This window comes from Albidovulum marisflavi (assembly GCF_025751435.1).
GTDB lineage: Bacteria > Pseudomonadota > Alphaproteobacteria > Rhodobacterales > Rhodobacteraceae > Albidovulum > Albidovulum marisflavi.
This window is the reverse complement of the sequence record NZ_JAOWKY010000004.1, coordinates 75,603-100,550: the sequence shown is the minus strand read 5'-3', so window position 1 is coordinate 100,550 and position 24,948 is coordinate 75,603. Positions and strand designations below refer to the sequence as shown.

The window sequence follows — 24,948 nt, the reverse complement described above, 5'->3', positions numbered from 1 at the left end:
GCTCGCAGTTTCCCATGAACACCCTGTCAAGCCCCCAAGACCCGGATTGACACCCAATGCGGAAACAGTTTGCGTGCGCAGAAGCCAATTGTGGCGCCCGCGCGGAAACAGCGCGCCACGCCACAAAATTGCCCCATTCCCGAACAAGATGATTGATTAAGAGCTTTCAACAATAGGTGCGAAAGTTTGGAGTTAAGCGGTTGGAGCATCGTCGGCCACCCCGGGCCAGAGCAGACGACGGTGCGAAAGCAAAGGGGCGGCGCGCGTTCTCCCTCGTAGCCGCCGCCCCGCTTGATCCGACCGCTTCCATCCGGCCCTGGGCCGGCAACTTGAACCAGCGTCGAAAGGCGCGGGAACAACAGGAAAGGAGACGGCCGGCAATCACCTGACACACCCAAGAACCATTACCCACCCAACGGCGCCGTCCGGCATTCGGGCGGCGTCCGTCTTTGCAAGCAGGATGCGGGGTTGTATGGGTCAGGGGTGGGCAGACAGACAGGCGGCCGGATGCACGGGGAAGACGGATTCGAAACCTATCCAGACGGAATGCGCGACCTGATCGCGGCCCGTCGAAGACGGCGGGCCGGGCTTGTCTATCACGAGGGCGAAGCGCTGCCGCTGCTTGACGTCGATCTGGACGCGCTCGTATCCGGCCTCGTCCCCGACCAGGATCCCGCCCCCTTGCCACGGGGCCACAGCAGCTTTGCACGCAAGCGGCACGATCTTTTGCCCGATTTCAGAGGCAAGCCCGAACTGTGCCTGCTCAACGCGCTGCTCATCGCCAACCTGAGAAAATTCAACTGGCCCGAACAGGCCCCGGCGCTTTTCCTGAGGATATGGCGCGAAAAAGCCGACCTGCTGCTTGAGCATCTGAACTCGCGCTGGCTGATTTCCTCGATCATCACCTTCGCTGAACACGGGCCGACTGAGGCAGACCGGCGCATCGGCCAGTCCATGAACGTGCTGTTTTCACTTATGAAGCTTTATGAGTACGAGCGGCAATATTCAGGCACGCCATCGGATGAGCCCTTTCGCATTCCCGGTCGCGCAAAGGGCCCTCTGCCGCTGAACATGTTGGGCTTTCAGATCGTGGGCGGCGACCTGGAGGCAAACCTGCTGCTCGACATTGTCGAGCAAGCTCTGGCTGCGCCGAACGCCGGTCCGCTTGCAACGGCGCTGATGGACCGGCTGAACAGGGATCCACGCAACATTTTCCGCCGCTTCGCGCTTATGCGTCATCGATTGGAACTTATGCGTTTGAACCGGGAAGAAGCCGGCTAAGCGCGCGGTCTGGCCGCACGAACCTTGACCTTTTGCGCCTCTTCGGCTAACGGAACGCACGGCCTGTGGCCAGACGATGCACGGGCGCCCAGTGTTAGCGCCCATCACCCTTGCGGCCCGATGCCGCAGATTGACGGACGCTAATGACCAAATTCACTGACCTCAAGCTGGACGCGCGCGTCCTGCAAGCTATTGCCGAAGCCGGCTACGAAACCCCCACCCCGATTCAAGCCGGCGCCATTCCCCACGCGCTTGAAGGCCGCGACGTTCTGGGCATCGCCCAGACCGGCACGGGCAAGACGGCAAGCTTCACGCTGCCCATGATCACGCTTCTTGGACGCGGGCGGGCTCGCGCGCGCATGCCGCGGTCGCTGGTTCTGGCGCCGACGCGCGAACTGGCCGCGCAGGTGGCCGAGAACTTCGACATCTACGCCAAGCACACCAAGCTGACCAAGGCGCTGCTGATCGGCGGCGTCAGCTTCGCGGATCAGGACAAGCTCATCGATCGCGGAGTCGACGTGCTGATCGCGACGCCCGGCCGGCTTCTGGACCACTTCGAGCGCGGCAAGCTGCTGCTGACCGGCGTGCAGATCATGGTGGTGGACGAAGCCGACCGGATGCTCGACATGGGTTTCATCCCCGACATCGAGCGCATCTTCCAGCTGACCCCGTTTACCCGGCAAACTCTGTTCTTCTCGGCCACCATGGCGCCCGAGATCGAACGGATCACCAACACATTCCTTCATGCCCCGGCCCGGATCGAGGTTGCGCGCCAGGCCACGACCTCGGAAACGATCGAGCAGAGGCTGATCGAACTGACGCCGACGCGCAAGGACCAGAGTTCCAAGCAAAAGCGTGAACTTCTGCGCGCCCTCATCAACGCCGAGGGCGATTCCTGCACCAACGCGATCCTCTTCTGCAACCGCAAGAGCGAGGTCGACATTCTTGCCAAATCGCTGAAGACGCACGGCTTCGACGCCGCGCCGATCCATGGCGATCTGGATCAGAGCCAGCGAACGAAAACCCTCGACGGGTTCCGCGACGGATCGCTGCGCTTCCTCGTCGCCTCGGACGTGGCGGCCCGCGGGCTGGACATTCCGCAGGTGAGCCATGTCTTCAACTTCGACGTGCCAAGCCACGCCGAGGATTACGTGCACCGCATCGGCCGCACCGGGCGCGCCGGCCGCAAGGGGGTGGCGATCACCATCGCGACGCCGGCCGACAAGAAATTTCTGGACGCGATCGAAAGCCTAGTGAAAAGGGAAATCCCGCGCGGCGCGATCCCCGAGGATTTCGCCTTGTCGGACGCCGCGCAAAAGCCCCCCCGCCCCCGTACCGAAAAGCCCGGACGCGAAGGCGGGCGCCGTGGACGCGAAGACCGCCGCGAACGCCCAGTCAAGCCGCATAACGAGGTCGCGCCGATGCAGGCGCTTGACGTGGAGCAGATCGAGCCCTGTCCCGAACCCGAGCAACCGAAGACGCGCGAACCCCGCCGTGAAGACCGTCGTGAAGACCGTCGGGAAGAGCGCCGTTCGGAACGCCGCAACGAAGGCCGCAAGGGCGACGATCGTCGCGATCGCCGCCGCGACGATGCGCCGGTGATCGGGATGGGCGACCATGTCCCCGACTTCCTGCTGCGCGGGCTTAAATCCTCGGAAGAAGTCTGAGACCGGGACGCCCTCCTTACAAGCCATTGCCGGTCACGGTCCGTCCACCGGCAGGGCGCAGCATCGGATAGCGGGCGGGGCCATCCCCGACCCGCACTTCCGCCAAGAGATCGAACCCCGCCCGGCGGTAGAACGACAGATTGCGGGGATTGCTGGACTCAAGATACACCGGCACCCCCTTTTGATCGAAGAGCGTCAGGCCTTCGCGCAGAAGCGCCGCGCCCACGCCATTGCCGCTATGTGCCGGATCGACCGCGATCAACTCCAAGCTCGCAAAGTCGCCATTGGGACGATAGCGCACGCACGCTTCGATCAGGTCGGAGAATAGCTTTTGCTGCTCTGGCTGCACGACCGCCTGAACAAGCTCCTCCAGCGCCGCGTAATCCGCCTTGATCCCCGGCGGATACCAGATCGCGGCCCCCATCATCATGCTGAACGCAAAGACCGTGCCGCTGTCGAATCCGGGCGCGGCACACAGCCGCGCGTACTGGCGATGGCCATGAAAATACTGCTCTGCCCTAGGTAGGAAGTACCGCGCGGTCGGATCAGTCACGAAGCCCAGATCCATCACGGCTGCGACGGATTCGATTTCGTCCGGGGATGCCTTTCGAACGCGAGCGTCCACGCTGGTCCCCTTTTTCATGGGACCAGCGTACCCGAAAAGCGCGAATTCAGGAAGCCTGAGGCGGGCTGGCCTACTCCACCGCCAGCCGGCTGACGACGACCGTCACCTCGGGCTTCTTGCCGATCTCTTCCATCGTCACCTGGCGCACGATGCGCTTGACCGCCTCTTCGATCTTGTCGTCGTTGGTGATCACCTTGGGGCCTGCGTTTTCGAGGAACTCGGTCAGTTCGCTTTCGATTTCGTCGGCAAGCGACGCGCCGGAGCGCGTGGTTTCCGCGAGCCCCTTCAGGTCGACCCAAGCGTCGCCCAGGGGCTGGTCGTCCTCGTCCAGAAGGATCGTCACCAGCACGTGACCGTTCAGCGCCATGCGGATCCGGTCGCGCACGACACCGTCCATCGCCCCCAGCAGCGTGCTGCCGTCCAGGTAGGTCCGGCCGGCCTCGACATACTCGACCACCGCCGGCTCGTCGCCGGTGATGTCAAGCATCATGCCGTTGGTCGCGATTTCCGAAGCGATGCCTTTGGCCAAGCCAAGCTTCACATGTTCGCGCAGATGCCGGTGTTCGCCGTGCATTGGAATGAGGATCTTGGGTCGCATCAGGTCGTGCACGGCCTCAAGATCAGGGCGGTTTGCATGGCCGGACACATGGTACAGCCCCCCGCGATCGTCCACGATGTCAACGCCCATCTCGGAAAACGCGTTCATCACGCGGATCACGCCGCGTTCGTTGCCGGGGATGGTTTTCGATGAAAACAGGAACAGGTCGCCCGCTTTCATCTCAAGCCCCAGGTACTTGCCGCGCGACAGCTGCGCGGAGGCCGCGCGCCGTTCGCCCTGGCTGCCCGTCACGATCAGCATCAGGTTCCCGCGCGGAACGTCCGCCGCTTCCTCGGGCTGGACCAATGACGGGAAGTCCGAGACGATCCCGGCTTCGACCGCCGCGGTCAGCATCCGCTTCATCGCCCGCCCAAGCAGGCAGACCGACCGGCCCGCATCGCGGCCCGCTTCGGCCAGCGTCTTCAGCCGCGCGATATTCGAGGCGAAGGTCGTCGCGACGACCATTCCTTCCTGCCCTTTCAGCAGTTCGGTGATGGGGCCGACAAGCCCAGCTTCGGACCGACCCGGCTGCGGGGAAAAGACGTTGGTGGAATCGCAAACCAGCGCGCGCACCCCGTCACCTTCCCTGGCGATGGCGTGCCAAAGCTCTGGGTCGAAGGGTTCGCCCACCACGGGCGATCCGTCCAGCTTGAAGTCGGCGGTGTGCACGATCCGACCGGCCGGCGTGTCGATGACAAGCGCCGCGCTTTCCGGGATCGAGTGGCTGACGGGAAGGAACTGGACCCGGAAGGGTCCGGCCTCGGTCGCCGCCGGGTGCGGGCCGACGATGCGCACGCTGTCCGCGGGCTGGCCGGCCTCTTCCATCTTCATCTTGGCAATGGCGCCGGTGAAGGGGCGCGCATAGACGGGCGCGCGCAGTCCGGGCCACAGATGGCCAAGAGCACCGACGTGATCCTCATGCGCGTGGGTTATGAAGATCGCCTCGATCCGTTCCGCATTCGCCTCAAGCCAGCTGACATCGGGCATGATCAGATCGACACCGGGGGTCGTGTCCATGTCCGGGAAGGTCACGCCCAGATCGACGACGATCAGACGCTCCTCGCCTTCGGGGCCGTAGCCGTAGACATAGCAGTTCATGCCGATTTCGCCGGCCCCGCCGAGCGGCAGGTAGATCAGGCGTTCCTTCACGCTCATGCCAGTTCCAGTTCCTTGTTGTGGCGGTGGATCAGCACCAGGCCGTGCATGGTCAGGTCATCCTCGACACTGTCGAAAATGTCGGTGCCCTGGTCGAAAAGGGGCGCGAGCCCGCCGGTGGCGATAACCTTCATCGGCCGTTCGCGTTCCACCCGGATCTGCCGGACGATGCCTTCGACAAGCCCGACATACCCCCAGTAGACGCCCGACTGCATGCAGGCAACCGTATTCGTACCGATCGCGTGTGGCGGCTTGGTGACATCCACATGGGGAAGCGCCGCCGCTGCCATGTGGAGCGCTTCAAGCGACAAGTTGACGCCCGGCGCGATGACACCACCGATATAGGCGCCATCGGCATCCACGACGTCGAACGTCGTCGCCGTGCCGAAATCCACCACGATCAGGTTGCCGCCGTGGCGGTCATAGCTGCCGACCGTGTTGACCAGGCGGTCCGGGCCGACGGTCGTGCCCTGATCGACCCTAGGGGCCACGGGAAGCGCGCAATCCGGCTTGCCCACAACCAGGGGGCGGCAGGTGAAGTACCGATCACAGAGTACGCGCAGATTGAAGACGACGCGCGGCACGGTCGAGGAGATCACCACCGCGCGGATATCGACCGGCACCTTGTGATGCTGCATCAGGGTAGAAAACCAGACGAAGTACTGGTCGGCCGTGCGTTGATGTTCGGTCGAGGTCCGAAGCGTGCAGCGGAACCTTTCTCCGTCCCAGACGGAAAAGACCGTGTTCGTGTTGCCGCAGTCGATGCAAAGAAGCATCCCGCCCCCCGTATCAGAAAAAGACATCCGCCGCCGGAATGGCACGCCGCCCCTGCGGCGTTGCGAGGATCAGCGCACCATCCTCACCCAGCGTATCGAAGGTGCCTTCGATTGTCTCGGTCATGGTGCGGGCCGTCACCGGCTGGCCAAGCCTTGCGGCACGCGACAGCCAGGCATTCCTGATCGGCGCGAATCCGAAGGTCGAAAACTGCGACTCCCACCGGGCGAAGGCTGCGGCGAGATATGTCAGGAATTCCTCCGGCGCGATGCGAAGTCCGGTTTCGCCCAGCACCGATACTGGGGGCAAGGCACCAGGTTCCACGGCCTCTATCGGCGGGGCCGCGACAAGGTTAACGCCGATGCCGATCGCAAGATGCGTGACCCCCGCCCCGGCGCCGGTGCTTTCCAGCAGGATCCCGGCCACCTTGCCGCCGTTCAGCAGCACATCGTTCGGCCACTTCAGCGATAGGACCGCCCCCGGCCCCATGACAAGCGCCAACGCATCCGCCAGGGCCAGAGCGGCGACGAAGCTTCGCAGTGCTGACTGTGCGGGATCACCCGCTGGACGCATGACCAGAGTCGCCGCGAAATTGCCCTCGGGGCTGACCCAGACCCTGCCACGGCGCCCGCGCGCAGAGGTCTGGCGTCGCGCCATGATCCAGGTCGGCTGGCTCAGGCTGGGCGCCAAACGCGCGGCTTCGGAATTGGTGCTGTCCACCTCATCCAGGACGTGGCGCGCCACGCCCTGGGGCCACGCAGTCGGATCACTGGACAAGGACTTCGGCCGCGACCGCCGCCGCGCCCTCGACGCCGAAGACGTTCATCACGCCCAGAACCATGACAGCCGCGGAAACCATCAGCAAAAGCCACTGGGGCGCGGTCATCCGGCTTTCAAGCGCCTCACCCTCTTGGCCGAAGTACATGAAGTACACGATGCGAAGATAATAGAACGCGCCGATGACCGAAGCGATTGCGCCACCCACCGCAAGCCAGACGAACCCGGCATCCAGCGACGCGCGCAGCACGCCGTACTTCGCGAAGAAGCCCAGCATCGGCGGCACACCCGCCAGCGAGAACATGAGGATCAGGACGGCCAGCGCCTTGACCGGCTCGCGCCGGGCGAACAGGTTGAGCGATGCGATGTCGGTAACCGGGGCGCCATCCCGCTCCATCGACAGGATGAAGGCGAAGGTGCCGATGTTCATGGCCACGTAAATCGCCATGTAGGTCAGCATCGCCTGCACGCCCAATTGCGTACCCGCGGCAAGGCCGATCATCGCGAACCCCATATGCGCGATGGAAGAGTATGCCATCAGGCGCTTGATGTTGCGCTGACCGATCGCAGCGATCGCGCCAACGAACATGGACAGCGTCGCCAAAAGCGCGATCACCTGGCTCCAGTCCCCGACGGCGCCGCCGAAGGCGTCAAAGACCAGTCGCGCGAACAGCGCCATCGCTGCCACCTTGGGGGCGGTGGCGAAGAACGCGGTGACTGGGGTCGGCGACCCTTCATAGACGTCGGGCGTCCACATGTGGAACGGCACGGCCGAAACCTTGAAGGCAAGGCCCGTGATCAGGAAGATAAGCCCGAACAGCAGCCCGATGGAAACGTGACCATCGGCGATCGTGTCGAAGATGCCTGCGAAAAGCGTCGTCCCCGTGAACCCGTAGGTGAGCGACGCGCCGTAAAGCAGAAGCCCCGAGGAAAGCGCGCCAAGGACGAAATACTTCAGGCCGGCTTCTGTCGATTTAATGCTGTCGCGGCGCAGGGCGGCCACGACGTAAAGCGACAGCGACTGCAGCTCCAGCCCCATGTAAAGCGACATCAGGTCGCCGGCGGACACCATCATCATCATGCCGACAACCGCCAGCGTGATCAGGACGGGATATTCGAAGCGCGCGATGCCGCGACGCTCCATATAATCCTGACTCATGACCAATACGCCGGCAGCGGACAAGAGGACCGTCACCTTGGCGAACCGCGCGAAGGCGTCGTCGATGAAGGCCCCCCCGAAGGCCATCGCGTCGCCCGACCCGGAAAGACCGATCCATGCCGCGACACCCACGAAGATCGCGGACGTCGCCCATGTCAGCGTCGAGGTCATCTGGTCCTTGCCGCCCCAGACCGCGCCCAGAAGGGCGGCCATCGCGTAAAGCGCCAGCAGCACTTCGGGAAGAACGGCGGAGAAATCAGCGGAGATCATCGCGTGGGATCCTTCAGTGGCTGGCTTCGGCCACTGCCTCGAGCAGCGGCACGTCGGCACGGTAGTCTGCAATCAGCGCCTCGACCGAGGGGCCGACCATGTCGGTCACCAGGCTCGGATAGACGCCGAGGATGAGTGTCATGGCAACAAGGGGCGCCATGACGAACTTTTCACGGGCGGTCATGTCCTTGATGCCCTTCAGGCTTTCCTTGATCAGCTCGCCCATGATCACGCGGCGATAGAGCCATAGCGCGTAGGCCGCGGACAGGATGACGCCAGAGGTTGCCACCAATGCCACCCAGGTGTTGACCTGGAAGATGCCCATGAGCGTCAGGAATTCACCGACGAATCCGGACGTGCCCGGCAGGCCCACGTTCGCCATGGTGAAGAACATGAAGATCAGCGCATAAGCCGGCATCCGGTTGACGAGCCCGCCGTAGGCGTCGATTTCGCGCGTGTGCATCCGGTCATAGATCACGCCCACCGAAAGGAAGAGCGCGCCCGAGATGAAGCCATGGCTCAGCATCTGGAAGATCGCGCCGTCGATTCCTTGCTGGTTCACGGCGAAGATCCCCATGGTGACATAGCCCATGTGCGCGACCGAGGAATAGGCCACAAGCTTCTTCATGTCCGACTGCGCCAGCGCGACCAGCGAGGCATAGACGATCGCGATCGCCGAGAGCCAGAAGACGAAGCCCGACAGAAGGTCCGAGGCGATCGGGAACATCGGCAGCGAGAAGCGAAGAAAGCCGTAGCCGCCCATCTTCAGCAGCACTGCGGCCAGGATGACCGAACCCGCGGTCGGCGCCTGAACGTGCGCATCGGGCAGCCAGGTATGGACCGGCCACATCGGCATCTTGACCGCGAATGACGCGAAGAAGGCCAGGAACAGGAGCGTCTGCATCCCCCCCACGACATGGAAGCCCAGGACCGAGATCGTATCGGACCCGAAGGGATGGCCAAGCAGGGTTGGGATATCCGTCGTGCCGGCGTCCACATACATGGCGATCATCGCGACCAGCATCAGGACCGAGCCGAGGAAGGTGTAAAGGAAGAACTTGAACGCGGCGTAGATCCGCTCTTTCCCGCCCCAGATGCCGATGATCAGAAACATCGGGATCAGTCCGGCTTCGAAGAAGAGGTAGAACAGCACGAGGTCCAGCGCGACGAAGACGCCGATCATCAGCCCTTCAAGGACGAGAAAGGCGACCATGTATTCCTTGACCCGAACGGTCACGTCCCAAGTGGACAGGATCGTGATCGGCATCAGGAACGTGGTCAGAAGCACGAACAGCACTGAAATGCCATCGACGCCGACCTTGTACTTGAGCCCCATGATCCATTCGCGTTCTTCCACGAACTGGAAGCCGGTGTTTCCGGCCTCGAAGCCCGTCAGCACGAAGAGCGAGATCAGGAACGTCGCCGATGTCGCGAAAAGCGCCACCGACTTTGCATTGCGCTGCGCGGCCGGATCGTCGCCTTTGAGAAAGAGCGCCAGGATCGCTGCGGCCACGAGGGGCAGGAAGGTTATGATGGAAAGCAGGTTTTCCATTAGTGCGCGCCCCCCGAGAGCGTCATCCAGAGCATTAGGATCGCGATACCGATGACCATCGCGAAGGCGTAGTGGAACAGGTAGCCCGACTGAGCCCGGTTCACGATCCGCGTCAGCGTCGGCACGAAGCCCATCGCCACGCCGTTGATCGTGCCGTCGATCACGGATCCGTCGCCACGCTTCCATAGGAAGCGGCCAAGGGCCTTGGCCGGACGGACGAAGATCGCGTCATAGATCTCGTCGAAGTACCACTTGTTAAGCAGGAACCGGTAGAGGATCGGCTGGTTTTCGGCAAAGGCGCGCGGCAGATCGGGCCGGCGGATGTAGAACACCCAGGCGACGAACAGGCCCAGGATCATCGCCACGAAGGGCGAAACCTTCACCCAGGCCGGGGCGTGGTGGGCGTCGTCAAGCACCGTATTTGACGCCTCCGACATGTAGATCGCGCCGATTGGGCCATGATCGTCTGCGGTGGCGTGGCCGTCCGACACTGCCGACTCGGCGTGACCTTCGGCGGCTGCCACTTCGCCCTGCCCTTCGGCGGCTGCCGGCTCTGCGTGGCCTCCCGCCGCGGTCGCCTCGGCGCCTTGACCGTCCGTGGCTTCACCCTCGGCCATCGCGGCTTCGTGGTGCGGCATCGCGAAGAACTTGGTCATCGCGTCGTGGTCGCCGAAGAAGGGCTTGTACCAAAGCATCCCGGCAAAGACCGCGCCGATCGCCAGCACTCCCAGCGGCACGGTCATGGTCCAGGGGCTTTCATGCGCGTGTTCATGCGCGTGATGATCGCCGCGTTCTTTCCCGTAGAAAGTCATGAAGATAAGCCGCCAGGAATAGAACGAGGTGAAGCAGGCAGCGACCACCAGCGCCCAGAAGGCGAAACCGTTCGCCGAGCCCCAGGCGGATTCGATGATCGCGTCCTTCGACAGGAACCCGGCGAAACCGATCGAGGTCATCGGGATGCCGACGCCCGTGATGGCAAGCGTGCCGATCATCATCGCCCAGAAGGTCAGCGGGATCTTTTTCCGCAGGTTGCCGTAGTTCCGCATGTCCTGTTCATGATGCATCGCGTGGATGACCGAACCGGCTCCCAGGAACAGCATCGCCTTGAAGAAGGCGTGCGTGAACAGGTGGAACATCGCGGCGCTGTAGATGCCCGCGCCCGCGGCCACGAACATGTAGCCCAGCTGCGAACAGGTCGAATAGGCGATCACACGCTTGATGTCGTTCTGAACCAGGCCCACCGTCGCGGCGAAAAAGGCCGTCGCAGCGCCGATATACATGACGAAGCTCTTCGCCTCGGGCGCGTATTCGAACAGCGGCGACATGCGGCAGACCAGGAACACGCCGGCCGTCACCATCGTCGCGGCGTGGATCAGCGCAGACACCGGTGTCGGGCCTTCCATCGCGTCGGGAAGCCAGGTGTGAAGGAAGAGCTGCGCCGACTTGCCCATGGCGCCGACGAACAGCAGGAATGCCAGAAGGTTCGCCGCGTTCCACTCGGTCCACAGGAAATGCAGGTTCGTCTCGGCCAGCGTCGGGGCGGCGGCGAAGACCTCATCCATGTTGATGCTGTCCACCAGGAAGAACAGCCCGAAGATGCCAAGCGCGAAGCCGAAGTCACCCACACGGTTGACGACGAAGGCTTTGATCGCTGCGGCATTGGCGCTGGCTTTCTTGTAGTAGAAGCCGATCAGCAGGTAGGAGGCGACGCCCACGCCCTCCCATCCGAAGAACATCTGGACAAGGTTGTCGGCCGTGACCAGCGACAGCATCGCGAAGGTGAAGAACGACAGGTAGGCGAAGAAGCGCGCCTTGTAGTGTTCGTGGTGGCCCCAGTTGTCGTCATGGGCCATGTAGCCCCAGGAATAGAGGTGCACCAGCGCCGAGACCGTCGTCACCACGATCAGCATGATCGCGGTAAGCCGGTCCAGCCGGATCTGCCAGGACGTGTCGAGCGTGCCGGAACGGATGAAGTCCAGGACGTGGATATGCTGCGTGGTGCCGTCGAAGCCCAGGAACACGATCCAGGACAGAAGGCAGGCAAGGAACAGCAGACCGGTGGTGATGGCCTGCGCGCCCTGTTCGCCGATCACGCGCCAGCCGAAGCCCGCGATCAGCGAGCCCAGCAGCGGGGCAAAGAGGATGATCGTTTCCATTTGCCCTTACCCTTTCATCACGTTGACGTCTTCGACGTCGATGGTGCCGCGGTTGCGGAAGAAGCAGACGAGGATCGCAAGCCCGATCGCGGCCTCGGCGGCGGCGACGGTCAGGACGAACATCGTGAAGACCTGGCCCACGAGGTCGTTGAGATGCGTCGAGAAGGCGACGAAGTTGATGTTGACCGCCAGAAGCATCAGTTCGATCGACATCAGGATGACGATCACGTTCTTGCGGTTCAGGAAGATACCGAAGATGCCGATCACGAACAAAGCGGCGGCAACGCCAAGGTAATGTGTCAGTCCGATCATTCTCGTCCCTCCGGGCGCGGCCCGTATCGTCTTTCCTTGTCGCCCCGCATCGGCGCGGGGATGATTTCTCAAGCGCCCCAACAGGGGCGGCAGGTCAAAGCCCCTGCCCTGGCTTCACGTCCTTCAGTTCCATCGCCTTGGCCGGATCGCGGTACATCTGCGCCAGCACGTCCTGGCGTTTCACGTTCGGGCGGTGGCGCATGGTCAGTACGATCGCTCCGATCATCGCGACCAGCAGGATCAAGCCAGCCGCCTGGAACATGTAGACGTACCGGTCGTAAAGCAGCATGCCGAGCGCGGCGGTGTTGGTAACACCCTCGGGCGTTGCGGCGGCGCGCATCCCCTCGGCGCTTTCGGCGGTTTCCCATGCACCGAAGGCAATACCGAGCTGCATCAGGATCACGACCCCGATCAAGAGGCCAAGCGGCATGTAGCGCGCCATCTCGCCCTTCAGTTCGGCGAAATCGACGTCCAGCATCATGACCACGAACAGGAACAGCACCGCGACGGCGCCGACGTAGACGATGATCAGAAGCATCGCCACGAACTCCGCCCCCATCAGGACGAAAAGCCCGGCAGAGGACAGGAAGGACAGGATGAGCCACAGGACCGAGTGAACGGGGTTGCGGCTGACCACGACCATCAGACCCGCCGTCACCGCTGTCACGGCGAAGAGGTAGAAGGCGAAAACAAACACGCTCATGCGTCGTCCCCCGTTTCGTTCCTTTCGGCCTCGTCAAAGACCGATTGCGCGATCTCAAGCGCCTTGGTCATCGCTGGAAGCCCGCCGAACATGCTCATCTGATAGATCGTTTCGGCAATTTCGCGCTGCGTCGCACCGGCCTCGACCGCGTGGCGGATGGCAAGCTTCATCTGCGGTTCGGCCTGCGCGCCCAGAACCGTCAGCCCCGCGATGGTCAGCAGAAGCCGCGTCTTTGCGTCCAACCCTTCGCGGTTGAAGGTGTTGCCGAACCACATTTCCATCATGTCCTTGGACATGGTGGGCCACATCTTGGCAAGATCGAAACCCTTGAAATTCTCGAGCGCAGGATTGAGGGTGCGGGCCATTTCCTGGCCCTGCTCCATCATTTGCTGAAACATCTTCTGAAAGGCATCGCTCATCTGTAGGGCGCATCCATTTCGAGGTTGCGGGCGATCTCGGCTTCCCAGCGGGCGCCGTTTTCAAGCAGTTTTTCCTTGGTGTAGAAAAGCTCTTCGCGCGTCTCGGTCGAGAATTCGAAGTTCGGGCCCTCGACGATGGCATCGACCGGGCAGGCTTCCTGGCAGAAGCCGCAGTAGATGCACTTGGTCATGTCGATGTCATAGCGCGTGGTGCGGCGGCTGCCGTCCTCGCGCGGTTCGGCGTCGATGGTGATGGCCTGCGCCGGGCAGATCGCCTCGCACAGCTTGCAGGCGATGCAGCGTTCCTCGCCGTTCGGATAGCGGCGCAGCGCGTGCTCGCCGCGGAAACGGGGCGACAGCGGCCCCTTCTCATGCGGGTAGTTCAGCGTCGCCTTGGGGGCAAAGAAGTACTTGAAGCCAAGGCCGAAGCCCTTGATGAAATCGAACAGCAGGAAGTATTTCGCCGCGCGTGTATAGTCGATCTGGGTCATGTTTGCCTCTCCACGAATTCGCGCGGATTGTCGGGCACTATCATGTAGGCGCCCAGTTTTTCATTGGTGCTGCGCAGCATTCTTGCACGCCCCTCCAGCGCCGGCTTTTCGGCAATCGGCCCGAGCACAACCCGTTCGCCGTCGCCAATTGGATTCTGCACGAAGTACTGCGCAAGAAAGGTCAGCGCCTCTTGCGCATACGCTTTGCCTGAAGCGCAGTTCAGGACAAGTTCGTAGCGCAGGCCTTCCTTACTCGATTTATAATCTTTCGGTTGAGAAAGCTCACTTGTCACGTAGTAGCTTTCGTCCTGAGCTATAATCATGCTGACTGGCCCGCCGAACTGAAATCCGACGATAGACAGTTCAGTCTCGTTCCGAAGAGGACCAAGCCGCTCTTGTACCGACTCAGGAATGGTATCAAGAGGCGAACGCTTATCGAGGCTCTGGGGAAGGCTCATTGTTCACCCCCCAATCGCCCAGCGGGCCCAGAAGCCGCCAAGCACTTCGTATTTCGCAAGGAACGCGATGATCACCACCCAGCCCAGCGACAGGGGCAGGAACACCTTCCAGCCGATCCGCATCAGCTGGTCGTAGCGGTAGCGCGGGACGATGGCCTTCACCATGGCGAACATGAAGAAGAAGACCCACATCTTGCCGACCATCCACCACCAGCCGTCGGCGATCCCCGGAATTGGGCTTAGCCAGCCGCCGAAGAACAGAAGCGAGATCAGCGCACACATCAGGAAGATCGCGATGTATTCACCGGCCATGAACAGCAGGTAGGGGGTCGAGGAATATTCGACCATGAACCCCGCGACCAGTTCCGATTCAGCTTCCGGCAGGTCGAAGGGCGGGCGGTTCGTTTCGGCCAGCGCCGAGACGAAGAACAGAACGACCATGGGCAGGTGCGGCAGCCAGTACCAGTTGAACAGGCCGTAATTGCCATCCTGCGCCGCCACGATCGACGAGAAGCTCATCGACCCGGTCGAGATGATGACGCCGATGATGATCAGGCCCAGCGAAACCTCGTAGGAAATCATCTGCGCGGCCGAGCGAAGGGAACCGAGGAACGGATACTTCGAGTTCGAAGCCCAGCCGCCCATGATGACGCCGTAAACCTCAAGCGAGGACACCGCGAACACGAACAGGATCGCCACGTTGATGTCGGCCAGAACCCATCCCGGATGGAACGGAATAACGGCCCAAGCCAGCACCGCCAGCACGAAGGACAGAAGCGGCGCCAGGAAGAAGACGAACTTGTCCGCGCTGGCGGGCAGGACGATTTCCTTGACGATGAACTTCAGCGCGTCCGCGACGGACTGCAGGATGCCCCAGGGCCCGACGACGTTCGGGCCCCGGCGCATCTGCACCGCCGCCCAGACCTTGCGGTCGCCGTAGACCAGGAACAGCAGAGAGATCATCACGAACGAGATGATCCCCAGACACTGCACCGCGATCAGGAGGAAGGTTCCAAAGGGGGTCGCAAGAAAATCTGCCATGTTGGTTCCTCAGACCGTCGGTATTCCCTTTAGGGCGCATTCGGCCGATGCCGTCGCTGCGGTGTTTAACCGCGCCGCGATGAGCAAATCAGGCGAGACGCTGTAAACAGCATCCGCGTGCCAAATGCCACCCTCTTCGTGGACATTCGTGCCACTGTGGCACAGGAAAATCGCACCGGCGCCAAACCCATAGCCCAAGGGGCAGAGCTGGGCTCCGTCACCGGGGGACATGGCTGAGACGGCGCGCTCCATCACTACTCTGCCGCCATCGGCGCTTCGCCGCGGGCCTTGGCCATCGCCGAAAGCTCCGCCATCAGGCCGGACGCCCGCGCGATCGGGTTCGTCAGGTAGAAGTCCCTGATCGCATGGCGGAAGTCCGCCTTGCCGGGGGCGCTGACGGGAAGCGGCTGCCAGTCGTTTTCCGGCACCGCGTCGATCCCGGCCAGATGCGGGTGGGCGGCGACCAGCGCCTGACGCAGGCCCGCCAGCGTGTCCCAGCCCTGCGTCGCGCCCAGTTCCGCCGAAAGCGCGCGAAGGATCGCCCAGTTTTCCTTGGCCTCGCCGGGCGCGAAGCCCGCGCGGAACGCCAGTTGCGGGCGGCCCTCGGTGTTGACGAACAGGCCGTTTTCCTCGGTATAGGTCGCGGCTGGCAGGATGATGTCCGCCCGGTGCGCGCCGCGGTCGCCGTGGCTGCCCTGGTAGATCACCGTCGCGCCTGGGGCGATATCAACTTCGTCCGCGCCAAGGTTGTAGACCACCTCGGCGCCGTCCAGAGCGGCCAGGCCGCCCTCGGTCACCGCGCCCACGTCAAGCGCTCCGACGCGCGACGCAGCGGTGTGCAACACCAGAAGTTTCGCACCGGCGCCTTCGGTGTAGCGCATGACCTGGCTGAGAACCGCCTCGCCATCGGCTTCGTTCAAGGCGCCCTGCCCCACGATGACCACGGTGTTGTCCTTGGCCTCGACCTTCGCGACCAGATCAGTCAGCGCCTGACGGTCGGTGCCAAAGTGGTGGTAGTCGTAGGTCAGATCGACCTTCGGCCCGATCAGCCCGACGCGCGCGCCGGCGGCCCAGGCCCTGCGGATGCGGGCGTTCAGAACCGGCGCTTCGTTGCGCGGGTTGGTCCCGACCAGCAGGATGACCTTGGCGCTGTCGATATCCGCGATCTTCGCCGTGCCGACATAGGCCGAGCGGTTGCCGGCAGGCAGCCGCGCGCCATCGACGCGACATTCCGCGCTTCCGCCCATCCCCTCGATCAGCTGCTTGAGGCTGAAGGCGGCTTCCACCGGCGCCAGGTCGCCCACAAGCCCCAGAACCCTCTTGCCCTTCATCGCCGCCGCCGCCGCGGTCAGCGCTTCGCCCCAGGAAGCTTTCCGCAACTTGCCGTTTTCACGGATGTAGGGCGTGTCCAGGCGCTGACGGCGCAGGCCGTCCCAGATGAAGCGGGTCTTGTCCGAGATCCACTCCTCGTTCACGCCATCGTGGTTGCGCGGCACGATCCGCTTCACCTCACGCCCCTTCGTGTCGACCCGGATGCTGGAGCCAAGCGCGTCCATCACGTCGATGGTTTCGGTCTTGGTCAGTTCCCAGGGCCGCGCGGTGAAGGCATAGGGCTTCGAGGTCAGCGCGCCGACCGGGCACAGGTCGATGATGTTGCCTTGAAGGTTCGAATCGAGCGTGGTGTTGAGATAGGACGTGATCTCGGAATCCTCGCCGCGGCCCGTCTGGCCCATCTGCGTGATGCCCGCGACCTCGGTCGTGAAGCGGACGCAGCGGGTGCAGGAGATGCAGCGCGTCATCGTGGTGGCGACCAGCGGGCCAAGGTCCAGATCCTCGGACGCGCGCTTGGGTTCGCGGTAGCGGGAAAAGTCCACGCCGTAGGCCATGGCCTGATCCTGAAGATCGCATTCGCCGCCCTGGTCGCAGATCGGGCAGTCCAGCGGGTGGTTGATGAGCAGGAACTCCATCACCCCTTCCCGCGCCTTCTTGACCATGGGCGAGTTCGTCTTGATGACCGAGGGCTCGCCGTTCGGACCGGGGCGCAGATCCTTGACCTGCATCGCGCAGGAGGCCGCGGGCTTGGGCGGGCCGCCAACCACCTCGACAAGGCACATCCGGCAGTTACCGGCGATGGAAAGCCGCTCGTGATAGCAGAAGCGCGGCACCTCGATCCCCGCCTGCTCGCAGGCCTGAATCAGCGTCATCGCGGGATCGACCTCGATCTCGCGTCCGTCGATGATGATCTTCCGAAGCTCGGTCATGCCTTCTTCCTGTCTGCCTCATCCGCCCCAGAGAAGCGATCCAATGAGGGTTTCGTTCGCCATCTCTTGCCGCCCCAGACGGCAATAGTCCTCTGCGACCTCCGGCGTCACGCCGTTGTCAGAGAGGTAATCGTCACGCATCTGCCTGAGCAGAGCCTTGTTGTCCTCGTTCTTCCGGAAGGCGCGAATGTCGTCTTCGGTGTAGCCGAGCGAAAGCGCGTAATTCTCAAGCTCGTTCGCCTTTCTCAGCACGCGGAAGAAGCGCGCGTGGATCGTGGGGCAGTTCTTGCGAATCTCGTCGCCCACGGCGGCGGCAAGAAACTCGCTCACGATGCGCTGGTTTTCTGACAGCGGCGGCAATTCCGCCGCGACCGTCGCGACAGGCAGAAACGCCGTCAATGTCAGTGATTTCAGCAGGTTGCCCATGATCATCGAGAGTTCTCCGTCGTTCTGGAGCGGCTGGAACCCACCGGCGGCCAGGACATGAAGGCCAGCACGAGAAGCGGTGCAAGGGACAGGGCCACGAACACGAGATGGGCCAGCGAAGCCAGCCCGCCGCCCATGTAGAAGCCCGAGAAGAAGACCCAGCTCAGCACTGCACCTAGAAGCGGCGAAAACGCCACCGCAAGGATCGCGCCGCGAAAGCCGGCCTTCTGCATCACGATGACGTAGAGGATCGAGGCAACAAGCGGTCCGAACAATCCGAAGAACATCATAGCGAACGCCCCCTCCCCGTGACGCTCAGACAGCCGCGGCCATTGAGGGTATCAGACACCGGCCGACCGTCGGCAAACCCGCCCCTGCGCGAAGCATCGGACAGCCGCGGAAGCTTACCGCTCTTGGACGCCGCGATATGTTGGCCGGACGGGATCATCGTTACTCTGCCGCCACCGCGCTGATCTTGCCGGTCTTCTTCGCCTTGATCCGGTCCTCGATCTCGTCGCGAAACTGGCGGATAAGGCCCTGGATCGGCCAGGCGGCGGCGTCGCCAAGGGCGCAGATCGTGTGACCCTCGACCTGCTTGGTTACCGACAGCAGCATGTCGATCTCTTCAATCTCGGCCTCGCCCTTCACCAGGCGGTCCATGACCCGCATCATCCAGCCCGTGCCTTCACGGCAGGGCGTGCACTGGCCGCAGCTTTCGTGCTTGTAGAATTTCGACAGCCGCCAGATCGCCTTGATGACGTCGGTGGACTGGTCCATCACGATCACGGCGGCGGTGCCAAGGCCCGAACGGGCCTCGCGCAGCCAGTCGAAGTCCATGATCGCCTCGTCGCACTGCGACGCATTCAGCATCGGAACGGACGAGCCGCCGGGAATAACGGCCTTGAGGTTCTTCCAGCCACCGCGCACGCCGCCGCAGTGCCGTTCCAGCAGTTCCTTCAGCGTGATCGACATCTCCTCTTCGACCACGCAGGGATGGTTGACGTGGCCGGAGATGCCGAAAAGCTTGGTTCCAGTGTTGTTCGGCCGCCCGAAGGACGAGAACCAGGAAGCCCCACGGCGCAGGATCGTCGGCACGACGGCGATGGATTCGACGTTGTTCACGGTCGTCGGGCAGCCATAAAGGCCGGCGCCCGCCGGGAATGGCGGCTTCATGCGCGGCATGCCCTTCTTGCCCTCAAGGCTTTCCAGAAGTGCCGTTTCCTCACCGCAGATATAGGCGCCGGCGCCGTGGTGCAGGTACAGGTCGAAATCGTAGCCCGACTTGCAGGCGTTCTTGCCGATCAGGCCTGCGTCATAGGCCTCATCGATCGCGGCCTGCAGCGCCTCGCGTTCGCGGATGTATTCGCCGCGGATGTAGATGTAGCAGGCATTCGCCCCCATCGCGAAGGACGCGATCAGGCAACCCTCGACCAGCGTGTGCGGATCGTGGCGCATGATCTCCCGGTCCTTGCAGGTTCCGGGTTCGGATTCGTCGGCGTTCACGACAAGGTAGGACGGCCGGCCGTCGGACTGCTTGGGCATGAACGACCACTTCAGACCGGTCGGGAAGCCCGCGCCGCCGCGCCCTCGCAGCCCGGAGTCCTTGATCTGCTGCACGATCCAGTCCCGACCTTCCGCCAGGATCTTCGCCGTGCCGTCCCAATGCCCGCGCTTCATGGCGCCCTTCAGGCTGCGGTCGTGCATCCCGTAGAGGTTGGTAAAGATCCGGTCCTGATCTTTCAGCATCTTAGTTCCTCATCTTTCCTGGCGCCGGGTGCGCCGCCAGATCCGCCAGGTTACCGCGAACGCCCAGATGAACGCCGCCAAAGCCATCAGGTCGAACAGGGCCGCGTAGCGGCTTGTCGGCTCGACCAGCCATTGCGCCGCGACCCACAGGGCGCCGGCAACGGCGATCACGATCGCGACAACCCGGGCCTGCCGGGCCTGGCTCATGTCGCTCTCTTCGTTCTTCCTCGACGCCATCCTACCCCTCGCCCCGCCCGGCCTGGACGATCGCACGGGCCTGCTTGACCCATTCGTCCCGGGTTATGCGGCCGTGAAAGCCCTTCATCTTCTCTTCGACAAGCGCGATATCCCGCGCCCGCCATCCGGCGATCTGGTCAAAGTGCCAGACGCCCGTTTGGTTCAGAAGCGCCTCTAGCTGGGGACCGATGCCCCGGATGCGCTTCAGATCGTCTGCCTTGCCGCCGCGTGGGGCGGTCAGGAATTCCGGCGGGGGCTCGACACTGCGCTGGCGCGCCCGAGACAACGCCGCGTCAAGTCCGATGAGCGGGGCCGCTTCGTCGCGCGGAACAGAGCGAGCCGCGCCGGGTGCCTCTTCAGCCTCTTCCACCTTGTCCTCCACGGCAGCGGCCACGGCAGGCTGCGGGCGCTCGGACTGCTGCGAGGGGGGGGCGTATTCCACCGCGTCCTTCGCTTCCTGATTGCGGCCCGCGCAGAACCTGGATGTCGACAGCGCACCAGACGCGGCGAAGGCAACCAGCCCGATCAGCAAAGAGAAAAACAGGCTCACATTCGCCCATCGGATAAGCGCGACAATTACGACCGCACCCAGAAGTGCCGCGCCCAGCCAGCATCGCGTCCGACAGGATGAATTCGAAACCTGCGCCATCTCTCCCGTTCCCTGCCCCTGCCGGGGCTACTTCAATTCCTCAATCCTTTCCGTCTTCCGCAAGGGCCCTGGCCTGTTCGACCCATCCGTCCCGACTGACACGGCCCTTGAAACCTTCCAGATTCTCATCGACCCAGGCGACCTCGGCCGGGCTCCAGGCCGCGATCTGGTCGAAGTGATAATAGCCCAGTCTGTTCAGAAGCGCCTCGAGCTTGGGCCCAACGCCCTTGATCCGCTTGAGATCGTCTGCCCCGCCCGCCCGCGCGGCCGTCAGGCCCGCAGGCTTTTCCTGCGCGACGCTTGCGGCGTCGGCCGCGCGCTGTTTGGCCGAAACCTTGGGGGCGCCGGTCGGCACCGCCCGCGCTTCCTGAACCGTGATACCCGTCTCATCCACGCGCTTCCCGGCCGCAGGCTTGGGCTCCTTGGGCTTGCCCTTGGCCGGCGTCGCGGGTTCAGCGCGCCCGAGCCAGGGTGTCAAAAGCGGAACCTCGGTTCCGTCGATGCGCTTGATCCCGTCGCGAACGTCCATCGCGAGTTGCACAGAGGCGTTGTACTGCGCCTTGCCGCCTTCGTGATCCTTCAGGGACGTCAGGCCGGAAAGCGGTTCCGAAGCATAGCGCCCGTTCTGGGGCCCCGGGACCGGCAGCTTGCCCGCCGAAAGGTCGTCAAGCAGCCGCGAAAGGCTCTGCGGCGTCAGGTCTTCGTAATAGTCCTTGCCGATCTGCGCCATGGGTGCGTTGGTGCAGGCGCCAAGGCATTCGACCTCTTCCCAGGAAAACTTGCCATCGGCCGAAACCGTGTGCGGCGTGGCGGCGATCTTTTCCTTGCAGACCTTGATCAGGTCCTCTGCCCCGCAGATCATGCAGGACGTGGTTCCACAGATCTGGATATGGGCAACGGAACCAACAGGTTGCAGCTGGAACATGAAGTAGAAGGTCGCAACCTCCAGCGCCCGGATATAGGCCATACCCAACATGTCCGCGACATATTCGATCGCGGGCCGGGACAGCCAGCCCTCTTGCTCTTGCGCGCGCCACAGAAGCGGGATGACCGCCGAGGCCTGACGCCCTTCGGGGTATTTCGTCATCTGCCCCTTCGCCCAGGCAAGGTTCGCGGGCGTGAATTCGAAGGAGGCAGGCTGTTCTTTGTGAAGACGGCGGAGCATGACTTAGATGTATCCCCTGGCGATAGTCAGGATTGCGGCTGTGGCGGCGCCGATGATGGCGCCCATGACCAGACGATTACCCGCCCGCGCGCCGAAGACCGCGGCAAGGCCCGAGGCCGCGCCGAGGATCAGCGTCCAGAGGTTGATCGTCACGTCGGGCATTACCGGTCGATCTCCCCGAACACGACGTCCATCGTGCCGATGATCGCGGCGACGTCGGCCAGCATGTGGCCCTTGGCCATCCAATCGAGCGATTGAAGGTGCAGGAAGCCTGGCGCGCGGATCTTGGCGCGGTAGGGTTTGTTGCTGCCGTCCGACTTCAGGTAGACCCCGAACTCGCCCTTGGGCGCCTCGACGGCGGCGTAGACCTCGCCTTCCGGGACATGGAAACCTTCGGTGTAAAGCTTGAAGTGGTGAATGAGCGCTTCCATCGAGCGCTTCATCTCTCCGCGCTTCGGCGGCGTCATCTTGCCGCGCGCCAGGATGTCGGTTCGGCCCTCGGGCGCGCGCAGCTTGGCGATGGCCTGATGTATGATCGAGGTGGATTCCCGCATCTCGGCCATGCGGCACAGGTAACGGTCATAGCAGTCGCCGTTCTTGCCGACCGGGATCTTGAAGTCGAACTCGTCATAGCATTCGTAGGGTTGCGCACGGCGAAGGTCCCACGCCATGCCCGAGCCGCGCACCATCACACCCGAATAGCCCCAGTCCAGAGCGTCCTGCTCGTGCACGATGCCGATGTCGGCGTTGCGCTGCTTGAAGATGCGGTTGTCGGTCAGAAGGCCGTCGATGTCGTCAAGCACCTTCGGGAAGGCGGTGGCCCATTCCTCGATGTCGTTGATCAAGTCTTCAGGCAGGTCCTGGTGGACGCCGCCCGGGCGGAAGTAGGCCGCGTGCAGGCGCGCGCCGCAGGCCCGTTCGTAGAAGACCATGAGCTTTTCGCGCTCTTCGAACCCCCACAGCGGCGGAGTCAGGGCGCCGACGTCCATGGCCTGCGTCGTCACGTTCAGCAGGTGGTTCAGGATGCGGCCGATCTCGGAATACAGCACCCGGATCAACTGCGCGCGGCGCGGAACCTCGGTCCCGGTCAGTCGTTCGATTGCCAGGCACCAGGCATGTTCCTGGTTCATCGGCGCCACATAGTCGAGCCGGTCGAAATAGGGCAGGTTCTGCAGGTAGGTGCGGCTTTCCATCAGCTTTTCGGTGCCGCGGTGAAGAAGGCCGATATGCGGGTCAGCGCGCTCGACGATCTCGCCGTCAAGCTCAAGCACAAGGCGCAGCACGCCGTGCGCCGCCGGGTGCTGGGGACCGAAGTTGATGTTGAAGTTGCGGATCTTCTGCTCGCCGGTCAGCGCGTCGTTGAAAGTGCCGTCCATCACTTCGCCCCCTTCTCGTCGCCCGGCAGGATGTACTGGGCACCCTCCCAGGGGCTCATGAAATCGAAAAGCCGGTAGTCCTGAACCAGCTTCACCGGCTCGTAGACCACGCGCTTTTCCGCCTCGTCGTAGCGGACTTCGGTGTAGCCCGTCGTGGGGAAGTCCTTGCGCAGCGGATGGCCGCGGAAACCGTAGTCGGTCAGGATCCGCCGCAGGTCCGGGTGGCCGGAGAAGAGAATGCCGAACATGTCGAACACCTCGCGCTCAAACCAATTGGCCGAGGGGTGGACGGAACAGATCGACGGCACCATCTCATCTTCGCGCATGGCGACCTTAACGCGGATGCGGTGGTTCCGGTACATCGAAAGGAAATGGTAGACGACGTCGAAACGCGCCGGCCGCTCTGGGTGATCGACGGCTGTGATGTCGACAAGCGTCGAGAAGCGGCAATTCTGGTCGGCGCGCAGGAACTCTACGAATTCCACGATGCCGGACAAGGTGGCGGTGACGCTCAGCTCGCCAAAGGCGACTTCGGTCGACACGACCTCGTTCGGCCGTTTCAGCTCGATATGCGCGGCAAGTTCCTGAAGGGCTGCGGACATGATCTTCTCCTCAGCGCACGAGCGTGCCGGTGCGGCGGATCTTCCGCTGCAGTTGCAGGATGCCGTAAAGCAGCGCCTCGGCCGTCGGCGGGCAGCCCGGCACGTAGATATCGACCGGCACGATCCGGTCGCAGCCGCGCACCACCGAATAGCTGTAATGGTAATAGCCGCCGCCGTTCGCGCAGGACCCCATCGAGATCACGTAGCGCGGCTCCGGCATCTGGTCGTAGACCTTGCGCAGCGCGGGCGCCATCTTGTTGGTCAGCGTACCGGCGACGATCATCAGGTCGGACTGGCGCGGGGAAGCGCGCGGGGCGGTGCCGAAGCGCTCCAGGTCATAGCGCGGCATCGAGGTGTGCATCATCTCGACCGCGCAGCAGGCCAGCCCGAAGGTCATCCAGTGGAGCGAACCGTTGCGCGCCCAGTTGATGATGTCCTCGGTCGTGGTAAGCAGGAACCCCTTATCCTGAAGCTCGCGGTTCAGCGCCTCGGTCGCGACTTCGCGATCCGCGCCGGCCGTGTTGGCACCGGTCATCACGCCCATTCCAGCGCCCCCTTCTTCCATTCGTAGGCAAAGCCGACCGTCAGCACGGCCAGGAACACCATCATCGACCAGAAACCGACCTCGGAGATGTCCTTGAACGCCACCGCCCAGGGGAACAGGAACGCCACTTCAAGGTCGAAGATGATGAAAAGGATCGAGACGAGGTAGAAGCGCACATCGAACTTCATCCGCGCGTCGTCAAAGGCATTGAAGCCGCATTCGTAGGCCGAAACCTTCTCGGGGTCCGGGTTGCGGACGGCGACCACCACGGCGGCCAGGATCAGGACAAGCCCAAGTCCCACGGCAATGGCCAGGAAGATCAGGATCGGAAGGTATTCTCTGAGGAGTATGTCCAAGGGGCGGCTCCTTCTTCGCGCCGGCGATGTGCCTACGGCGTGTGGCTTCTGAGCCGTTTACTCTCCCGCCATGGCGGGGTCAACCGAAGCCGATGCGCTGCCCGGCAGGGAAAAGCGGGCGATAGCGGGAACATGGTCGATTTCCGGT

At 63.3% G+C, this 24,948-nt stretch carries 27 protein-coding genes; 2 read left to right on the top strand and 25 right to left on the bottom strand.

Annotated features, from left to right (window positions below; translation table 11 throughout):
- Positions 1–483 precede the first annotated feature (483 nt).
- Together OEW28_RS14325 and OEW28_RS14320 are read left to right on the top strand one after the other, a co-directional pair.
- A complete protein-coding gene (locus OEW28_RS14325) occupies positions 484–1,281 on the top strand; it encodes a hypothetical protein (RefSeq protein WP_263735483.1) in 798 nt (265 codons plus the stop codon).
- A 143-nt stretch (positions 1,282–1,424) separates the two neighbouring features.
- Positions 1,425–2,948 carry a DEAD/DEAH box helicase gene (locus OEW28_RS14320; RefSeq protein WP_263735482.1) on the top strand — a complete coding sequence of 508 codons (1,524 nt, stop codon included), beginning with the start codon at positions 1,425–1,427 and terminating at the stop codon, positions 2,946–2,948.
- Positions 2,949–2,964: 16 nt separating this feature from the next.
- Here OEW28_RS14320 and OEW28_RS14315 read toward each other — a convergent pair whose 3' ends face one another.
- From OEW28_RS14315 to OEW28_RS14195, 25 genes are all read right to left on the bottom strand, one after another.
- Positions 2,965–3,591 (bottom strand): GNAT family N-acetyltransferase, encoded by a 627-nt coding sequence (locus OEW28_RS14315; RefSeq protein WP_263735481.1) that lies wholly within the window; start codon positions 3,589–3,591, stop codon positions 2,965–2,967.
- A 52-nt stretch (positions 3,592–3,643) separates the two neighbouring features.
- Complete coding sequence (locus tag OEW28_RS14310) at positions 3,644–5,326, bottom strand: ribonuclease J (RefSeq protein WP_263735480.1); 1,683 nt, start codon at positions 5,324–5,326, stop codon at positions 3,644–3,646.
- A complete protein-coding gene (locus tag OEW28_RS14305) occupies positions 5,323–6,102 on the bottom strand; it encodes a type III pantothenate kinase (RefSeq protein ID WP_263735479.1) in 780 nt (259 codons plus the stop codon). The genes OEW28_RS14310 and OEW28_RS14305 overlap by 4 nt, the downstream gene beginning before the upstream one ends.
- 13 nt (positions 6,103–6,115) lie before the next feature.
- A complete protein-coding gene (locus OEW28_RS14300) occupies positions 6,116–6,844 on the bottom strand; it encodes a biotin--[acetyl-CoA-carboxylase] ligase (protein WP_263735478.1) in 729 nt (242 codons plus the stop codon).
- A gap of 22 nt (positions 6,845–6,866) precedes the next feature.
- The gene (gene nuoN / locus OEW28_RS14295; RefSeq protein ID WP_263735477.1) at positions 6,867–8,306 is read right to left on the bottom strand and encodes an NADH-quinone oxidoreductase subunit NuoN; all 1,440 of its coding nucleotides are present in this window, start codon (positions 8,304–8,306) and stop codon (positions 6,867–6,869) included.
- A gap of 13 nt (positions 8,307–8,319) precedes the next feature.
- Positions 8,320–9,858: an NADH-quinone oxidoreductase subunit M gene (locus OEW28_RS14290; protein WP_263735476.1), complete on the bottom strand. Its 1,539-nt coding sequence runs from the start codon at positions 9,856–9,858 to the stop codon at positions 8,320–8,322.
- Entirely contained in the window at positions 9,858–12,014 is a 2,157-nt protein-coding gene (nuoL, locus tag OEW28_RS14285) for an NADH-quinone oxidoreductase subunit L (RefSeq protein ID WP_263735475.1), read from the bottom strand. The genes OEW28_RS14290 and nuoL overlap by 1 nt, the downstream gene beginning before the upstream one ends.
- A 6-nt stretch (positions 12,015–12,020) precedes the next feature.
- The gene (nuoK, locus tag OEW28_RS14280) at positions 12,021–12,326 is read right to left on the bottom strand and encodes an NADH-quinone oxidoreductase subunit NuoK (RefSeq protein ID WP_263735474.1); all 306 of its coding nucleotides are present in this window, start codon (positions 12,324–12,326) and stop codon (positions 12,021–12,023) included.
- A 94-nt stretch (positions 12,327–12,420) separates the two neighbouring features.
- The gene (locus OEW28_RS14275; RefSeq protein WP_263735473.1) at positions 12,421–13,029 is read right to left on the bottom strand and encodes an NADH-quinone oxidoreductase subunit J; all 609 of its coding nucleotides are present in this window, start codon (positions 13,027–13,029) and stop codon (positions 12,421–12,423) included.
- Entirely contained in the window at positions 13,026–13,448 is a 423-nt protein-coding gene (locus tag OEW28_RS14270; RefSeq protein WP_263735472.1) for a carboxymuconolactone decarboxylase family protein, read from the bottom strand. Before OEW28_RS14270 ends, OEW28_RS14275 begins: the two co-directional genes overlap by 4 nt.
- Positions 13,445–13,939: an NADH-quinone oxidoreductase subunit NuoI gene (gene nuoI, locus OEW28_RS14265; protein WP_263735471.1), complete on the bottom strand. Its 495-nt coding sequence runs from the start codon at positions 13,937–13,939 to the stop codon at positions 13,445–13,447. Before nuoI ends, OEW28_RS14270 begins: the two co-directional genes overlap by 4 nt.
- Positions 13,936–14,397, bottom strand: coding sequence for a hypothetical protein (locus tag OEW28_RS14260; protein ID WP_263735470.1), 462 nt, complete (start codon positions 14,395–14,397; stop codon positions 13,936–13,938). The genes nuoI and OEW28_RS14260 overlap by 4 nt, the downstream gene beginning before the upstream one ends.
- 3 nt (positions 14,398–14,400) lie before the next feature.
- Positions 14,401–15,438: an NADH-quinone oxidoreductase subunit NuoH gene (nuoH, locus tag OEW28_RS14255; RefSeq protein ID WP_263735469.1), complete on the bottom strand. Its 1,038-nt coding sequence runs from the start codon at positions 15,436–15,438 to the stop codon at positions 14,401–14,403.
- A 254-nt stretch (positions 15,439–15,692) separates the two neighbouring features.
- A complete protein-coding gene (gene nuoG, locus OEW28_RS14250) occupies positions 15,693–17,699 on the bottom strand; it encodes an NADH-quinone oxidoreductase subunit NuoG (protein WP_263735468.1) in 2,007 nt (668 codons plus the stop codon).
- Between the two features lie 18 nt (positions 17,700–17,717).
- A complete protein-coding gene (locus OEW28_RS14245) occupies positions 17,718–18,131 on the bottom strand; it encodes a DUF5333 domain-containing protein (protein WP_263735467.1) in 414 nt (137 codons plus the stop codon).
- A complete protein-coding gene (locus OEW28_RS14240; protein ID WP_263735466.1) occupies positions 18,128–18,412 on the bottom strand; it encodes a hypothetical protein in 285 nt (94 codons plus the stop codon). The genes OEW28_RS14245 and OEW28_RS14240 overlap by 4 nt, the downstream gene beginning before the upstream one ends.
- Positions 18,413–18,575: 163 nt before the next feature.
- Complete coding sequence (gene nuoF, locus OEW28_RS14235; RefSeq protein ID WP_263735465.1) at positions 18,576–19,871, bottom strand: NADH-quinone oxidoreductase subunit NuoF; 1,296 nt, start codon at positions 19,869–19,871, stop codon at positions 18,576–18,578.
- Between the two features lie 9 nt (positions 19,872–19,880).
- The gene (locus OEW28_RS14230) at positions 19,881–20,108 is read right to left on the bottom strand and encodes a DUF5337 domain-containing protein (protein WP_263735464.1); all 228 of its coding nucleotides are present in this window, start codon (positions 20,106–20,108) and stop codon (positions 19,881–19,883) included.
- A 1-nt stretch (position 20,109) separates the two neighbouring features.
- Positions 20,110–20,757 carry a hypothetical protein gene (locus OEW28_RS14225; RefSeq protein ID WP_263735463.1) on the bottom strand — a complete coding sequence of 216 codons (648 nt, stop codon included), beginning with the start codon at positions 20,755–20,757 and terminating at the stop codon, positions 20,110–20,112.
- Positions 20,758–20,797: 40 nt separating this feature from the next.
- Positions 20,798–21,922 (bottom strand): NADH-quinone oxidoreductase subunit E, encoded by a 1,125-nt coding sequence (locus OEW28_RS14220; protein WP_263735462.1) that lies wholly within the window; start codon positions 21,920–21,922, stop codon positions 20,798–20,800.
- Positions 21,923–21,925: 3 nt separating this feature from the next.
- Positions 21,926–22,084: a hypothetical protein gene (locus OEW28_RS14215; RefSeq protein ID WP_263735461.1), complete on the bottom strand. Its 159-nt coding sequence runs from the start codon at positions 22,082–22,084 to the stop codon at positions 21,926–21,928.
- The gene (locus OEW28_RS14210; RefSeq protein WP_263735460.1) at positions 22,084–23,298 is read right to left on the bottom strand and encodes an NADH-quinone oxidoreductase subunit D; all 1,215 of its coding nucleotides are present in this window, start codon (positions 23,296–23,298) and stop codon (positions 22,084–22,086) included. Before OEW28_RS14210 ends, OEW28_RS14215 begins: the two co-directional genes overlap by 1 nt.
- Complete coding sequence (locus OEW28_RS14205) at positions 23,298–23,900, bottom strand: NADH-quinone oxidoreductase subunit C (protein ID WP_263735459.1); 603 nt, start codon at positions 23,898–23,900, stop codon at positions 23,298–23,300. The genes OEW28_RS14210 and OEW28_RS14205 overlap by 1 nt, the downstream gene beginning before the upstream one ends.
- Positions 23,901–23,910: 10 nt before the next feature.
- Positions 23,911–24,444 (bottom strand): NuoB/complex I 20 kDa subunit family protein, encoded by a 534-nt coding sequence (locus OEW28_RS14200; protein WP_263720157.1) that lies wholly within the window; start codon positions 24,442–24,444, stop codon positions 23,911–23,913.
- Positions 24,435–24,800 carry an NADH-quinone oxidoreductase subunit A gene (locus OEW28_RS14195; protein ID WP_263735458.1) on the bottom strand — a complete coding sequence of 122 codons (366 nt, stop codon included), beginning with the start codon at positions 24,798–24,800 and terminating at the stop codon, positions 24,435–24,437. Before OEW28_RS14195 ends, OEW28_RS14200 begins: the two co-directional genes overlap by 10 nt.
- Positions 24,801–24,948 lie beyond the last annotated feature (148 nt).